This window comes from Burkholderia sp. SJZ089 (genome assembly GCF_007828315.1).
Lineage (GTDB): Bacteria > Pseudomonadota > Gammaproteobacteria > Burkholderiales > Burkholderiaceae > Burkholderia > Burkholderia gladioli.
Genome location: NZ_VIUM01000007.1, coordinates 393,684 through 409,141 on the forward strand (window position 1 = coordinate 393,684; position 15,458 = coordinate 409,141).

General features: G+C 65.5%; 12 protein-coding genes. 5 read left to right on the plus strand and 7 right to left on the minus strand.

What is annotated here, in order from left to right:
• Nucleotides 1-23 precede the first annotated feature (23 nt).
• The 4 genes from FB600_RS16125 to FB600_RS16140 all read right to left on the minus strand — a co-directional run bounded on the left by FB600_RS16125 (nucleotide 24) and on the right by FB600_RS16140 (nucleotide 4,729).
• On the minus strand, nucleotides 24-725 hold the full coding sequence (locus tag FB600_RS16125; RefSeq protein ID WP_025100235.1) for a phosphorylase: 702 nt from the start codon (nucleotides 723-725) through the stop codon (nucleotides 24-26).
• Between the two features lie 2 nt (nucleotides 726-727).
• Complete coding sequence (gene shc, locus FB600_RS16130; RefSeq protein ID WP_145756960.1) at nucleotides 728-3,028, minus strand: squalene--hopene cyclase; 2,301 nt, start codon at nucleotides 3,026-3,028, stop codon at nucleotides 728-730.
• Nucleotides 3,029-3,358: 330 nt separating this feature from the next.
• Nucleotides 3,359-4,207: a presqualene diphosphate synthase HpnD gene (gene hpnD / locus FB600_RS16135; protein WP_036028459.1), complete on the minus strand. Its 849-nt coding sequence runs from the start codon at nucleotides 4,205-4,207 to the stop codon at nucleotides 3,359-3,361.
• Between the two features lie 189 nt (nucleotides 4,208-4,396).
• Nucleotides 4,397-4,729 (minus strand): hypothetical protein, encoded by a 333-nt coding sequence (locus FB600_RS16140; RefSeq protein ID WP_013691729.1) that lies wholly within the window; start codon nucleotides 4,727-4,729, stop codon nucleotides 4,397-4,399.
• A gap of 349 nt (nucleotides 4,730-5,078) precedes the next feature.
• On the opposite strand from FB600_RS16140, the gene FB600_RS16145 reads away from it, so the two are divergent.
• Both FB600_RS16145 and FB600_RS16150 read left to right on the plus strand, forming a co-directional pair.
• Nucleotides 5,079-5,975: an alpha/beta fold hydrolase gene (locus tag FB600_RS16145; protein ID WP_096752139.1), complete on the plus strand. Its 897-nt coding sequence runs from the start codon at nucleotides 5,079-5,081 to the stop codon at nucleotides 5,973-5,975.
• A gap of 85 nt (nucleotides 5,976-6,060) precedes the next feature.
• On the plus strand, nucleotides 6,061-8,361 hold the full coding sequence (locus tag FB600_RS16150) for a hybrid sensor histidine kinase/response regulator (protein ID WP_096752140.1): 2,301 nt from the start codon (nucleotides 6,061-6,063) through the stop codon (nucleotides 8,359-8,361).
• A 214-nt stretch (nucleotides 8,362-8,575) separates the two neighbouring features.
• Here FB600_RS16150 and FB600_RS16155 read toward each other — a convergent pair whose 3' ends face one another.
• Complete coding sequence (locus FB600_RS16155) at nucleotides 8,576-9,136, minus strand: NADPH-dependent FMN reductase (RefSeq protein ID WP_025100229.1); 561 nt, start codon at nucleotides 9,134-9,136, stop codon at nucleotides 8,576-8,578.
• 317 nt (nucleotides 9,137-9,453) lie between these two features.
• The gene (gene arsC / locus FB600_RS16160; protein ID WP_096752141.1) at nucleotides 9,454-9,810 is read right to left on the minus strand and encodes an arsenate reductase (glutaredoxin); all 357 of its coding nucleotides are present in this window, start codon (nucleotides 9,808-9,810) and stop codon (nucleotides 9,454-9,456) included.
• 477 nt (nucleotides 9,811-10,287) lie between these two features.
• Between arsC and parA the strand changes: the two genes are divergently transcribed.
• Both parA and FB600_RS16170 read left to right on the plus strand, forming a co-directional pair.
• Nucleotides 10,288-10,950, plus strand: coding sequence for a ParA family partition ATPase (gene parA, locus FB600_RS16165; protein ID WP_013688816.1), 663 nt, complete (start codon nucleotides 10,288-10,290; stop codon nucleotides 10,948-10,950).
• Nucleotides 10,951-10,974: 24 nt separating this feature from the next.
• Entirely contained in the window at nucleotides 10,975-12,024 is a 1,050-nt protein-coding gene (locus FB600_RS16170) for a ParB/RepB/Spo0J family partition protein (RefSeq protein WP_096752142.1), read from the plus strand.
• A gap of 299 nt (nucleotides 12,025-12,323) precedes the next feature.
• Here the strand turns inward: FB600_RS16170 and FB600_RS16175 are convergent, their stop codons facing one another.
• Nucleotides 12,324-13,700, minus strand: coding sequence for a replication initiation protein (locus tag FB600_RS16175; protein WP_036055180.1), 1,377 nt, complete (start codon nucleotides 13,698-13,700; stop codon nucleotides 12,324-12,326).
• A 49-nt stretch (nucleotides 13,701-13,749) separates the two neighbouring features.
• Here FB600_RS16175 and FB600_RS16180 point away from each other — a divergent pair, with 49 nt between their 5' ends.
• A complete protein-coding gene (locus FB600_RS16180; RefSeq protein WP_138110674.1) occupies nucleotides 13,750-14,016 on the plus strand; it encodes a hypothetical protein in 267 nt (88 codons plus the stop codon).
• Nucleotides 14,017-15,458: the final 1,442 nt, after the last annotated feature.

A 15,458-nucleotide genomic window follows, 5' to 3' on the forward strand; every position in this document is an offset into this window, starting at 1 on the left:
GGCAGGAATCGCCGTGGCTCGACTCAGACGCCTCGCCAGGCGCCTTCGCGCTCGAAGGCGTGACGCGCCTGGATCAGCGTGGTCTTGGCCGCGCGCGCGTCGCCGGCCAGCTTCAGCAGCGCGCCCAGTTGCGAGGGTTGTTTCGCGAGTTCGCGCAGGATCGGCAGGATGGTGGTGGTGCCGTCGTCGCGCAGGCCGGCGGTGGCCGCGCTCGGCAGGGTGCGCCAGGACGGATCGACGATCGCCCGGCACACCGCGAAGGGCACGCCGCGCGCCGCCGCGAAGGCGCCGGCGATATGCGATTCCATGTCGACGGCGAGCGCGCCGTGGCGCGCGTGCAGCGCGGCCTTCTGCTGCGCGTCGACGACCGGCGCGCCGACCGCCGCGATCCGCCCGAGCCGCAGGTTCGGCACCACCGGCGTGCCGCGCAACGCGGCCACCAGCCGGCGGTTCCAGCCGGCATCGGTGAGCACCTCGCCGAACGGGCCGTCGATCGCCTCGGCGATGACCAGCGCGCCTGGCGCCAGATCGGGCGCGAGGCCGCCCGCCGTACCGAAGCTGATGATGCCCGAGCAGCCGCCCTCGACCGCTTCCGACAAGGCGCGCTCGAGCCGGTCGGCGCGCGCCGCGTAGACGGTCTCGACGCCTTCGCCACGCGCGATCCTCGCCTCGAAGGCCATGCCGGTGACGGCGATCACCGGCGCCAGGGTGGTCTGGGTCGCCATCCTCACATCCCGACCGTCACGCGCGTGGTGCCGGCGCGCTTGAGGCCGCGATAGCGCGCCAGCGCCCACAGCGGGAAGAACTTGCGATAGCCGTGGTAGCGCAGGTAGAACACGCGCGGGAAGCCGGTCGCGGTGAAGCGCGTCTCGTCCCACAGCCCGTGCGTCTTCTGTTCGGCGATCAGCCAGTCGATGCCGCGCGCGACCGCCGCGTGATCGACCTCGCCGGCCGCCATCAGGCCGAGCAGGGCCCAGGCGGTCTGCGAGGCGGTGCTGGTGGCCGGCTCGTAGCCGCGATAGTCGAGCTTGTAGCTGGTGCCGTCCTCGCCCCAGCCGCCGTCGGGATTCTGGATCGACAGCAGCCACTGCGCGGCGCGCTTCACGCGCGGATCGTCATGGCCAAGGCCCGCCGCGTTCAGCGCGCCGAGCGCGCTCCAGGTGCCGTAGATGTAGTTCATGCCCCAGCGGCCATACCAGCTGCCGTCGGCTTCCTGCTCGGCGAGCAGGTAGTCGAGCGCGCGCTGGGCGGGCTGGCTGTTGAGGCCGGTCTCGCCGAGCTGCGCGAGCATCGACAGGCAGCGCCCCGAGACGTCGGCGGTGGGCGGGTCGAGCAGGGCGCCGTGATCGGAGAAGGGAATGTTGTTCAGGTAGTGATGGGTGTTCTCGGGCTCGAACGCACCCCAGCCGCCATCGCTGCTCTGCATGCCGACCACCCATTCGCGGGCCCGCGCGATCGCGTCGCGGTCGACGTCCGATTGCGTGAGGCGCGCCGCGCGGTCCATCGCCAGCACCACCACGGCGGTGTCGTCGACGTCGGGGTAATGCGGGTTCGCGTACTGGAAGGCCCAGCCGCCGGGGCGCACGTGCGGGCGGCGCGAGATCCAGTCGCCGCGCACGTCGAGGATCTGCAACGGGCGCAGCCATTCGAGACCGCGCAGCGCGGCTGCCTCGGCACGCGGCTCGCCGGTCTCGAGCAGGGCGTGCGCGGCCAGCGTGGTGTCCCAGACCGGTGACAGGCAGGGCTGGCAATAGGCCTCGTCGCTCTCGTCGTCCTTGATCACCAGCAGCTTGTCGAGCGAGCGGCGCGCGATCGCGCGATTCGGGTGGTCCTCGGGATAACCGAGCGCGGCGTACATCATCACGGAGTTCGCCATCGCCGGGTAGATCGCGCCGAGGCCATCCTCGCCGTTCAGGCGCTCGTCGACGAACTGCACGGCCTGACGGATCGCGCGTTCGCGCGAGTAGCGCGGAAACAGCCCGTCGGTCAGGCGCAGCAGGCCGTCGACGCCGCGGAACAGCAGGAACCAGCCGGCGCTCTGGTGGCCCTGCTTGGGCAGCAGCCCGGTGTTGACGGGCGGATTGACGAACAGCTCGTCGACGCGCACGCCCAGCGGGTTCTTCGCCAGCGGGCGTTTCGCGTTCAGCACCAGCAGCGGCACGATCACCGTGCGCGCCCAGTACGAGACCTTCGACAGGTGGAACGGGAACCACTGCGGCAGCAGCATGATCTCGACCGGCATCATCGGCACCGCGAACCAGGGCACCACGCCGAACAGCGCGAGCTGGATCCGCGTGAAGACGTTCGACATCTCGGCGCCGCCCATCGCGTGGATCGCCTGGCGCGCGCGCACCATGTGCTCGGCCTCGACGTCGTCGCCGATCATCTTCAGCGCGAAGTAGGCCTTCACGCTCGCGCTGACGTCGGGCGCACCGTCCGTGAACAGCGGCCAGCCGCCGCCGGGCAGCTGGATGCGCCGCAGGTAGCGGCCGATCCGGCGCTCGAGTTCGGCGTTCGGCGTCTCGCCGAGGTAGTGGACCAGCAACACGTATTCGGCCGGGATCGTCGCATCGGCCTCGAGCTCGTAGACCCAGTGGCCATCGGCCTGCTGCGCGGCCAGCAGCGCGTCGGTCGCGCGCGTGACGGCGGCGTCGAGTTCGGCGGGGGAGGGAAGCTTGGCGGCGACGGGCGCGACGGGAGTTGCTGCGGCGGCTTGCGTGGTTGCCTCGGCGGCGACCGGCGTAGGCGTTGCTGCCGTTGCTGCCGTTGCTGCCGTTGCTGCCGTTGCTGCCGTTGCTGCCGTTGCTGCCGTTGCTGCCGTTGCTGCCGTTGCTGCCGTTGCTGCAGGTGCTGCAGGTGCTGCAGGTGCTGCAGGTGCCGCAGGTGCATGATCGGCAACGGTCGGCGTCGCGTCCTGCGCAGCCGTGACGGCCGACGTGGCAGGCAGGTTCGCCGCCCCGGCGGCAGGCGACGGCGCGGCGTTCGGTGTCGCGCCGTCGGGTGTGGTCGAGTCGGTGAGATCGTTCATCGGTCCCTCTCTTGTCATGCGGCGCGTGCGTTGTTACCCGAAGGCACGCCCCGTCGATCGACGCGGGCAGGGCGGCGGCCGGCGCGCCCGCGAACAGCGAATCCGGCCGGCGCGAAGGCGGGGCCGAACGTTTCAGGTTCCGGCAGGGCGCGCACCAAGGCAGCCAGCCCGCCGGTCGGAACGTCGGATGCGTGGCCGGCGGCATCGGCACGGCGCAACATCCGGTGATAGCGGGCACTTACCTCACAGTGCTCCGCGCACGCGCACGGCGGACAGCCATGCGGCGTGACGGGCGATCCGCCGATCGCCCAGGCATGCATCGACATTCGATCAGAAGAACGCGTAGCGCAATGCGATCAGCATCATCCGCAGGCGCGGCTTGCGCAGCGGCGCGCGCGGCGCGGCAAAGCCACGTGCCATCGCGGCCTCGAGTATGCAGCGATAGGCGCCGGACATGATGCGCGGCGCCTTGACCTGCGCGCGCGGCGCGCCGTCCATGATCGCGTCGGCGCGCGCGAAATGCGCCAGCGCGCGCTCCGCCAGCGTCGCGCAGACGCCCGGTAGCGCCGGATGCGCGGCGATCGTGAGCGGATCGGTCACGGGAATGCCCTCGCGTTCGAGCAACTCGCGCGACAGATAGCAGCGGTTGATGTCGGCGTCCTCGTCGATGTCGCGCAGGATGTTGGTCAGCTGCAGCGCGCGGCCGAGGTGATGCGCCAGCTCGATGCCGGGCGCTTCCTGCATGCCGAAGATCCGCACCGACAAGCGGCCCGCCGAGCTCGCCACGCGATCGCAATAGAGATCGAGCGTGGCGTCGTCGGGCGCGCAGATGTCCTCGGCGGCATCCATCGCCATGCCGTCGATCATGTCGTGGAAATCCTCGCGCTTGAGCCCGAACTTGCGGATTTCCTCGGTGAGCGGCACCAGCGAGGCGCGCGGCTTGCCGGCGTAGCAGGCGTCGATGTCGACGCGCCAGCGGTCGAGCCCGGCCGCGCGTTCCTCGCGCGAGCCGCCGTCATCGGCGATATCGTCGACGGCGCGGCAGAACGCATAGACCTGGAACATCGCGTCGCGCTGCGCCGCCGGCAGGATCCGCATCGCGCGATAGAAGGAACTGCCCGATGAGACGGCAGCGACGTCGGTTTGGGTGTCGTCCACGACTAGATTGGAAACGGCCAAGACGAGCTCCGCTAAGACACCCTCGCGGGCGATGAAAACAGCCATGCCCGGCGGGGATGGAGAGGCTTGCGAGATGCGCGAACGATACGCGCAGACAGGCTTGATTGGCCGATGCTTGGCCGGAAATGGCGGCAAGTATAGCAATGTTTGACACCCGCTGCCGCTCGCGGGCCCCGCAGGCGCGACAGCCTAGGCGAACACCACGTCGCGTTGCAGATCGAGGGCGATCAGCCCCATCGCGCGGGCCAGTTGCAGCACCTGGCGGCGGTCCAGCCGCGAGCCCATGAAGCTGGTGACCTGGCCGTCGCTCTCCACGGTGAACTGGAACAGCGCGCCGCCCTCACCGAACCAGGCACCCGGCACCAATTCGGATTCGCGCCAGGCCAACCCGTCGATCACGCGGCCGATCGCGTCGCGGATCGTGTCGCCCGGCGCGATCGACGGCGCGACGTCACCGAGGTCGTCGAGCGAGTAGGGGCCGGGCGTCGCGGGGCGGCGATAGAACAGGTAGTCGGTATTCATGAGGCGCGGTCATGAAGGAGCATCCTGGAAATTAGCCCGAGAACCCGGTCGAATGGAATAGGGAACGGTTCCGGCTGTGGCGCCGCCGTAACAGATTGCGCACGATGAAAGCCGTTTGTCATGCGAAGCATCCCGTTTAGCGGCGTTGGAGGGCCGATCGCCGCGTCGCATATCGGATTGGTCTGAAATCGGCGCGGAGCGGGTCAGCGGGCGCTCACATCGCCAGGCGAGCGTGTCGCGACAAAGCAGCCCGCTCTCTGGCACCATCGTTGCGCGGCGATCATCGCCGTGCATCCCATCCGGGCAGGCCGTCCGGGCAAAACAACAGAAACCGGATCAGGAGACAGCCGTGAGCCATCCCGACATCGACACCCATTCGCGCAACGCCGCCGCGCCGCTGCCCTTCGTGCTGGTCCACGGCGCCTGGCATGGCGCCTGGGCCTACGAGCGCCTGGGCGCGGCGCTCGCGGCGCGCGGCCATGCGAGCGTCGCGTGCGACCTGCCCGCGCATGGCATCAACGCGCGCTACCCGGCCGCGTTCTGGCAGGGCGATGCGCAGGCGCTGGCCCAGGAGCCATCGCCGGTCGCCGCCACCACGCTCGACGATTACACCGGGCAGGTGCTGCGCGCGATCGATGCCGCTTGCGCGCTCGGCCACCCGCGCGTGGTGCTGGTCGGCCACAGCATGGGCGGCGTGGCGATCACGGCCGCGGCCGAGCGGGCGCCGGAGCGGATCGCGGCGCTGGTCTACCTGGCCGCGTTCATGCCCGCCTCGGGCGTGCCTGGTCTCGACTACGTGCGTGCCCCCGAGAACCATGGCGAGATGCTGGCCTCGCTGATCTGCGCCAGCCCTCGCGCGATCGGCGCGCTGCGCATCAACCCGGCCAGCCGCGACGCGGCCTATCTCGCCACGCTGAAGCAGGCGCTGTTCGAGGATGTTGACGAGGCGACGTTCCGCGCCGTGACACGGCTGATGTCCTCGGACGTGCCGACCGCGCCATTCGCCACGCCGATCCCGACCACGGCCGAGCGCTGGGGCTCGATCGCGCGCCACTACGTGACCTGTGCCGAGGATCGCGTGATCCTGCCGGCGCTGCAGCGGCGCTTCATCACCGAGGCCGACGCCTTCCTGCCCGAGCGGCCGACGCGCGTCCACGCACTCGACAGCAGCCATTCGCCGTTCCTGTCCCAGCCTGACACGCTCGCCGAGCTGCTGGCGGGCATCGCGCGCAACACGGCGATCTGAGGCAGCGATCGAGCGGCCCGTGTCCGCGAGTCGTTTATGATGACGATCATTCGATGACAGGCCGCCGCACGCTGCAGCTCCCACCATGAAGCCCCTCCGGCACGACGCCTCACGCCCCGCCGCGCCCGCCGCCACCGACTGGGAGGACGACGACGACGCGCCGTTTACGACGGGCGCGCCCGAGCACGATTTCGCGGTGCGCCGCGTCACGCTGATCGTGCTGCTGCTGGCCGCGATCGTGCTGCCCTGCGTCTACGTCGCCGTGATGGCCTACAACGACCTGCGCACGCGCGAGGCGACCGCGCGCGACGTCACCATGCGCACCGTGCGCGTGGCCGAGGAGCATGCGCTGAAGGTGTTCGACCTGACCGAGACGCTCGACGCGCGCATCGTCGACCTGGTCCAGGATCTCGACGACGAATCCGTGCGCAAGTCCGAAGCCGACATCCACGACGCGCTCAACACCATCGGCGGCGGCTATCCGCAGGTGGCGGCGGTCTCGATCTTCGGCGCGAGCGGCATGCTGCTCGCCAATTCCCTGTACTACCCGGCCCCGCACGCCTCGATCGCGAACCGCGACGACTTCATCGGCATTCGCGACAACAAGGTGATCGAGCACATTTCGCGGCCGATGCGCGGGCCGATGCGCTCCACCACGCCGAGCCTGGTGTTCAACACCGGCGTGGCGCGCCAGCACAGCGACGGCAGCTTCGCGGGGATGGTCTCGATCGCGCTGAAATCCTCGTACTTCAACGCCTTCTATCGCGACCTGCTCGGCGGCGAGAGCTCGCCGATGTCGATGGCGCTCACGCGCAGCGACGGCGCGGTGCTCGCCTCGTATCCGCCGCCGCCCGAGACCGGCGACGAAAAGCTCGACGAACACGAGGCACCCTTCGTCAACGCGAGCGCCTCGAGCCCGCGCGCCGGCATCATCCGCGTCGAGCACGACGGCGCGAGCGAGATCGTCGCCTACCGCCAGGTCGGCTCCTATCCCGTCTACGTGATCTGCGCCTACCGCGCGCCGGCGATCTGGCGCGCCTGGTACGAGCACCTGAGCGTGCTGTTCATCTCGATGTTCGCGCCCTCGCTGGCGCTGTGGTGCGTGATCTGGCTGTCGCTGAAGCGGCTGCGCGTCGAGGAGCAGGCCTGGGACCGCTGGCAGGCCGAGGCCTCGATGCGCCGCTCGATCGAGTCGGCCTATCGGCAGTCGCGCAAGATGGAGGCGCTCGGCAACCTGGTCGGCAGCGTCGCGCACGATTTCAACAACCTGCTGATGATCATCTCGAGCAATATCCAGATCGTGCGCCGACGCGGCGCCGCGCATCTGGACATCGAGCTGACGGCCATCGAGCGCGCGCTGAAGAACGGCCAGTCGCTGACGCGCCAGTTGCTCGGGGTGGCGCGCAAGCAGCCGCTGCGCAGCGAGACGATCGACGTGCCGCAATGGCTCGGCTCCTCGTGCCGCGAACTGCTGAAGACGTCGCTGGGATCGAAATCGGCGCTGGTGTTCGACATGCCGCCCGGCATCTGGCCGATCCGCGTCGATATCGCCGAGCTCGAGCTGGCGGTGATCAACCTGTCGGTGAACGCGCGCGACGCGATGCCGACCGGCGGGCGCTTCACGATCGCCGCGCAGAACATCACCTTCCGCCACGAGGACGGCTTCCCGCTGACGGGCGACTTCGTGCAGCTCTCGCTGGCCGATACCGGCAGCGGGATGGCGCCCGAAGTGCTCGCGCACGCCTTCGAGCCGCTCTTCACCACCAAGCCGAAGGGCATGGGCACCGGCCTCGGCCTGCCGCAGGTGTTCGCGTTCTGCGAGCGTTCGGGCGGCATCGCCACGATCGACAGCGCGCTGGGGGAGGGCACCACGGTGCGCCTCTACCTGCCGCGCGCGCGCATCACCGACGAGGCGCCGCCCGCCGCGCCCGCGTCGCGCGAAGCGTCCTCGCTGGAAACCGATCCGCCGCGGGAAGGCCTGCGCATCCTGCTGGTCGAGGACAACGGCGAGGTGGCCGCCGGTACCGAGGCGCTGCTGTCGTTGCTCGGCCATCGCGTCACCTACGCGGCCAACGCCGACGACGCGCTCGCGCTGATCGACGCGCCGCTCGATCCCGAGGACGAGTCGCGGCCCTTCGACCTGGTGATCTCCGATATCCACATGCCGGGCACGCTCAACGGCATCGACCTGGCCGAGGAGATCGAGGGACGCCCGGGCATGCTGCCCGTGATCCTCGTCACCGGCTACGCGGAGGAACTCGACCGCACGCGGCGCGTGAATGCGCGCGTGCTCTCCAAGCCCTTCGACATCGGGCTGCTCGACGACATGCTGCATGCGATCCGGCAGGCGCGCGATGCGCGCAAGAGCGGACGGATTCGCGCCTGAGGCGTGGAAGCGGGCAGGACGGGGGAGGGGAGGTGGACTGCCCTGCCGGCCGGGTTGGTGGCCCGAGGCGCGGCAGGGTGAGGAACGCGAAATGGAGCGGGGCAGGGCAACGAGCCGAGTGCTCGACGTGCGCCGGCGAAATTCCGCGCCCCGCTCCACCGGCCGCGCGCCGCGCCTGTTCAGCTCACATTCGACTCATATTCCGAGCGACCGCTCAGGCCGTCTTCGTCGCGTGGCGACGCACCCAATCCGCGTAGCGATCGACGAAGGACTGCAGGAACTTGCGCGTGTCGTCGCTGACGATCTTGCCCTCATCATCGATGCGGCTGGTGTCGTGCTTGATGAACATCTCGGGCTGCGCGAGCGTCGCGACATCGAGATAGGACAGCACGTTGCGCAGATGCTGCTGCGCGAGCGCGGTGCCGATGGCGCCCGGCGAGGTACCGAGCACGGCGCCGGGCTTGCCGCTCCAGGAATTGTGTCCCCACGGCCGTGAACCCCAGTCGAGCGCGTTCTTCAGCACGCCCGGGATCGAGCGGTTGTACTCGGGCGTCACGAACAGCAGGCCATCGGCTTCCTCGATCTGTTTCTTGAAGGCGGTCGCCTCGGCGGGAAAGGCCGGATCGTAATCCTGGCTGTAGAGCGCGAGCTTGCCGATATCGGCGAACTCGAAGTCGAAATCATCGGGGGCAAGCGAGATCACGGCCTTGGCGAGAGCCCGGTTGAACGACTCGCGTCGCAGGCTGCCGACGACCACGGCAATTCGGTATGTCATCACGTTCTCCTTCCGCTCGATTGAGAATGCGCCCGGATTCCTTCGCCAACGAATGGCAACGGGCCATTTGCGGGCAGGCCAGCGCAAGTCCGGCGGCGCGGGCGATCCGGGCAGGCTTTCCACAAGGTTTTCCACAGAAATTGTGGATAACTTTCAGGCTACGCGTGCCGGGGGATAAGTGGCGACGCCAGGAAACCGGCTCGACACACGTGCGGGACAGCATAGCGCACTAGTTTGAACGCAAAACGTGACAGTTGCGGAAGACGAGGCATGTCAAGTTTCAAGCGATCGAATAGGTTAAATAATATTTATAAGAATTATTCAAACAAGGCAGCGATGGATTCCGGAGGCCGACCAATCGCGGCTTTATCGTTCGCCACCACGATCGGGCGTTGCAGCAGGATCGGATGCTCTGCAATAGCGGCGTAAATCGCGGTTTCGTCGGTGGCAGGGTCGCCCAGGCCAAGGTCCTTGAATTCGGTCTCGTTGTCCCGAACCATGTCGCGCAGGGGACGGCCGAGTTGGCGATGCAGCGTCTTCAATTGCGCGACGGTCAACGGAGTCTTCAAATACTCGACTACCTGGATGGGTTCGCCGCGTTTATTCAGCGTGTCGAGCAGGGCCAGGGTTTCGCGGGACTTGGAGCAACGAGGGTTGTGGTAGATCGTGATCATTGGGATGGGTGTATAGGTAAGAGGGCGGGATAGGGCGTCTATTGTAGCGACGGGAAGGGAGCGTTCGAACCAGACTGAACCTCGGCCCGCGGGCTGTTTATTCGAGAAGGGGAGCGCAAACGGTTGTGGGTTTATGCGCATAAATCCATTGCCGGGGCCTGCTTGATCAGGGGTCTTCCAGAAATCACCCCGCCCTGCGGAGAGGGCCAACTCCGCCTACTCCGTAGCCCGTGCGCTGCAGCTTTATGCGCATAAACCGGGTGAGCCACCACGTGGTCGGAAGCCCGAATCGCCCCTTTGGACCCACTGATTCGAATCTCCAAGTTACGCCCGCCACGCATGCTCTTACCCTGGCGCGGCACCTTTATGCGCATAAACGCATCGGCCGAATGGCCAATCTTTTACCTGTTATCGACTAAATCATTGAAATACGAAATTCATCAGGTAAAATTTCGTCGATCCAAACAGGAGTGCAAATTGGCAGCCGAAATCATTGCGGTCACTCAACAGAAGGGCGGTGTCGGTAAGAGCACCATCTCCATGCACCTCGGCGCGGCATTCCATGAAAAAGGGAAGCGCGTCCTCGTCGTCGACGCAGATGGCCAAAACACGCTCATCCATTGGTCAAGCGCGTCAGGTGACAGCGACAACGGCATCCCGTTTCCTGTCGTCAATCTCGCCGAAGCCGGCGGACAAATCCATCGCGAGATCAAGAAGTTCATCAACGACTACGACGTCATCGTGGTCGACTGCCCGCCGTCGATCACCGAGAAGGTTTCCGGCGTCGTGCTATTGGCTGCCACCGTCGCCGTCATTCCCACCTCGTCGTCACCGGCCGATTACTGGTCGAGCGTCGGCCTCGTGAAACTGATCCAGCAAGCCCAGGTCATGAACGAAGACCTGCGCGCGGTGTTTCTGCTGAACAAGACTGAAGAGAAACGCATGCTGACGCGGGAGCTGAAGCGTGCCATCGAAGAATTGGGCTTCCCTCTGCTGAAGACGCAGATCCCGACGCGCGAGGCCTATAAGCAGGCAATGGCGCTGGGGCAAACTGTCCTGCAGATGAACGATCGTGGCGCGCGCCTCGCCGCCGCGGAAATCCGTGCATGCGCCGACGAAATCGCCGGCATGCTGCCCTGACTTTATGCGCATAAAGGACCTTGAATGAAACCCTCCCAATTTGCCAAAGGCTTCCAGGCGCGCCCCGATACCACCACCAGCGAAAAGCGGACGGCGCTCGATCGGCTCAATGCGATCGACGGGATCGTGAAGTCGGAAACGCCGGCACCAACGAAATCGTCGAAGAAAGACATCCCTGTCACGATCGTCGAGACGCCGCCGGCGGAGCCGACCAATGAATCGCCGCAATATCACGCGTGGCGCGTCGAGCATCGCTACCAGCCCGGCCAGATCATCGAACTGCCGCTGAAGACGATCAAGGCGAGCCCGTTCAATCCGCGGCACTTCTATCTGAAGTCGTCGATCGCCGAACTCGCCGTCAATCTCGCGAAACAAGGGCAGCAGCAGGCGATCCACGTGATCCCCGACTACGAGCACCCCGGCACCTTCTTCGTCAGCGACGGCGGCCGGCGCGTACGCGCGCTGAAGGAGGCGAACAAGGATTCGGTGAAGGCCATCGTGATCGACATTCCGATCGGCATCGAGAGCTACAAGCTCGGTTACGACCTGAACGTCCAGCGCGATTCGCAAACCGTGTTCGACAACGCTGTGGTCTGGCGCCGCTTCCTGGAGGACAAGTTCTTCCAGAGCCAGAAGGAGCTGGCCGAGCATCTGGGCATCGACGAATCGACGATCGCCGTGGCCTTGTCGATCGGAAAACTGCCCGAGGCCGTGATGCAGGAAATGGTCACGCGTACCGATCGCTTCGGCTCGAACATGGCCTACCAGGTCGGCCGTTATCACTCGGCTCGCGGTACCGACGCCACGCTGCGCCTGATCAACAAGATCCTGTCCGACGACCTCAGCACACGACAGGTAGCCGACATCGTGAAGGGCAGGGCGAGCGCGCAAGAAAACGCCAAGCCGACAGGGCGGCAGCGTTATGCCCAGCGCCATGAGATCAAGATGAATGGTTCGACGGTCGGTGACCTGAAGTCCTATGGTGACGACCGCCTTGAGCTCCGCCTGCGCGGCCTGTCGCGAGAAAAGCGCGACGAGATCTTGCAACAACTCGAAAAGATGCTGCTCAGCTGAGCGTTCCAGCCAGGCTTGGCGAGAGAACCACGCCTCTCGCTGGATTCGGAATGCATGACAAGACACCCCGGAAGTCCCGCTTCCGGGGTGTTTTTATTGATGGAGCCTTTGTCGAAGCCGGCGTGATTCACGACCAGGAAAAAGAAGCACGCGGGGAGCTTGCCGCCGGAATATCGCCAACGATACGGTGCACGCTCAAGCCAAGCACCCGAAAAGCAAAAAGGCCGAGCCCCGTTCAAACAGGACTCGGCCTTTCCCGATTCTCGAGCGCGTCGCGATCGATCTGGATTTTCAGTATCTCAAGCTGCTCGCGACTGATTCAGCGTGAACGCCAGCAGATCACCGTCGGTCGGTTCGCCCCAGGTCTTCAGCGCGAGCCAATCGAAGAATGCCGTCTCGACCAGCTTCGAATCGAGTCCGCGCCGGCGCCAGTCATCGCGCAGATGCGAACCAAGAGCCGGCAGCACATCGGTCTCGAACGATTGCCGTGCCAAATCCCGCTCGGCCTGGCCCTGTTCCTCGTAGAGCGATTTTGCTTCCTTGCGGCGGTAGGCGTCGTATTCGCCGCGCAGCCGCGCCTTCGGATCGTCGAGCGAACCCGCCGCGGATGCCACCGACGCCAGCTTGCCCGCGGCCGTTGTACCCGGCAGCGCATCCGGGTCGACCGGCGGGGCATAACCCTTCTTCAGCGCATCCTTGAACAGCGCCCCGGCACTGCGTACCGGCGGCAGGGTGGTGCTGCGCATACGCTGCTCGGTCATCTGGAGTGCCGCGCGAATCCGGTTTTCCTCGCTGTCCGCATAAAGCGTCTGCGCTTCCTTCAAGGGAATGCCGAGCTTGACCATGCGGTCGACCAGCGTGCTGTCGAATACGTTCGGATGTTCGTCGAGCGCCAGCATCGGCTGCTTGCGCTCGGAAACGCGAAACTGGATCTCGGCCACGCGACGGCCTTCGCGATGCTCGATCAGCTCGACGAAGATATTCGTGACCGCATTCACCTCGGCGATTGCCGGGCGCAGGTAATCGCGCTTGAAGTATTTGTATTCGCGCTTGGCCTCGTCGCCGGCTTCAGTGTCGGGTGTGCCCGACAGGATCGGCCGCCACCATTCCCAGGGCTCGCGCATCGTCAGGTGGCTCGGGTTGGTCAGGTAGCGCACGCAAATCTCGTACAAGGCCAGGCCGGCGCTGCTGCGCAACTGGCTCTGGAACTGCAGGCTCAGGCGCGCGTACTGGACGGGGTCGAGCAGCTTCTTCTTGATCTTCGGCGCGAACGAGAATTCGACCCAGACGCGGCGGGTGGTCGGATCCTCGAGAATTTCCGCATCGGCGATCAATGTCGAGATCCCCCACTTGCGGCCGGGCTTCTGGCTCGAGGTGCCGGTGCTCCATTCGACCTGGACAGACACCATGCGTCGCAGGTGCTCCTTCACGAGCGCCGTGTCGTTCGAATCGAAAGCCGAGTTCGCGACGATGTCGGACAGCAGCGCCCGGTAGGTATCGCCGGAATCGTCGGCCTGCTGCGCGACGGCCAGCAACACGTTGAAGAGCTTGCGCGTCAGCAGCGTGATCTTGCCGCTCTTCGGCTGGATGGCGATCGCCTCGACCGCCTTGCGTAGTTCGGCGGAGCTGGCATTCACCACATCCACATCGGTTTTCTTGGCGCGCTTCGTAACCATGCGTCGGATCGGACAAGGAAAGTTTCCCGCAAGGATAGCGACTGCGGTGATGGGCGTCTACAAGCAGCCCCTCACCGTAGGCGGTGATGCACCGCGATTCGCAGCGCCTCACCCCAGGACGCTCCCGCAAAAGCTCACCGATGGCAAAACCTGTGATACCGGCGCCCGCTTTGTCGTCGCGGGTGACACGGCCGCGCATGATAGCCGCACCGATATCGAGGCGTCGAGAGCCCTCCCGTATCACCTCACCTTAAAAATTTTCCCGTGGACAAGGGCCGCAAAATCTGCACAGACCATCACCGGTTTCACAGCATGAAAACCCCGAAAAACAAGGGGAAATGGCCTGCCAGCACCGAAATGCTGTGTCAATCGTCGCGAGGCCAGCCGACCTCGGCGAAGCAGCGAGCACCCGGTCAGGGTGAAGCACTGCCCTCTGAAGGCGTCACCCTGCCAGGCAGGCCAACACGGTGCGGACAGCTTCCGGCAAGCACTCACCGCCCCTGTGCGTCAAGCTATCCATGGATGCCCTCGGTGCACATCGGTTCATGCCCGCCGTCCTGTCGCCTCACCGTGTGAGGCGACAGGACGGCGCAACGATGCACACAGCCAATCGGCACCATTCGAGTCAGACCAGACGCAATCACCGCGATACGACCCCGTGTATGGGCTCCAGCAAGCTTCGGCGCGTTCCCGCCTCGGAATCGCCCCAGGAAGCTCTCCCAGCGGCTGTCAGAGACTCCGGGAGCCACGGGCGTCTGTGGGGCTCCGATGTCGCATTCGAGCCGTATTCATTCACCTCGCCGGCTCGCCATCGATCCATATCGATGCCTCCAAAAGGGTTGTCCACAGCTCCTCGAGGCCCGCCAAACCCGTCGTTTTACCGCATCCGCACATGAGCCCCCGAAAAACCTCACCTTTCGTCGCGAACCGGTGATGCACGACATCCAACGAAAAGCACCGGCATACGGGGCCTCACAGCCTGCTCGATCCCGAAAAGCCTCACCTTTCTCCAAAACATAGGTCACCTCAACCCCATGCGATGCTCCCGAAAAATCTCACCCAAGGACTCGAACATCGAAAAATATCCATTAATTTCATACACTTACCAGGAATCGTGCAATGCAGCGCCGATTCCCTCAAGATCCCGGAAAATCTCACCTCAACCCGAATCAGGAGATTCCTCCGGAGCTCAATACCCTCCTGAAAAACCTCACCTCTCGTGAAAACGATCACGAAAAGCACGGCAAAAGTTCCAGTCTTGTCGGGGGTTTACGGGTAAGTGGACACCCACTGCTCCCGAAAAACCTCACCTTTGCCATTTTTTCGACTGTGTCGAGGTCCTGAAAAGCCTCACCTCAAAGCTTTTTTGGCCACCTTTCCGTCAATCCCGAAAATTCTCACCTCAGGCGTGGCTGGCGCTGAAATTGCAGGCAAAGGCTCCTGAAAATCCTCACCTCAAGCCTATGAGCGCCGTCAAACGCCTCAAAACGGTACTTTTTTCCCGTAAAAGCTCACGTCAATCCCGCCCCGAATCCCGAGAAACCTCACCTATGCCTACCAAATAGGCAAATCCCGGGAAGATTCGGGGCCAAACAGCCCCCCTGCAAAGCCTCACCTTAGGGATTCCCGCCCAAAACGACGCGATTCAGGCACCATGCGGTGTCGGCGTCGATCTCCCTCCCGAAAAGCTTCACCTTTTGCACAGGGCCGAGAACGCTGTGCTCCTGAATCCGCTCACGATCTCTCCTGCAAGGGCTC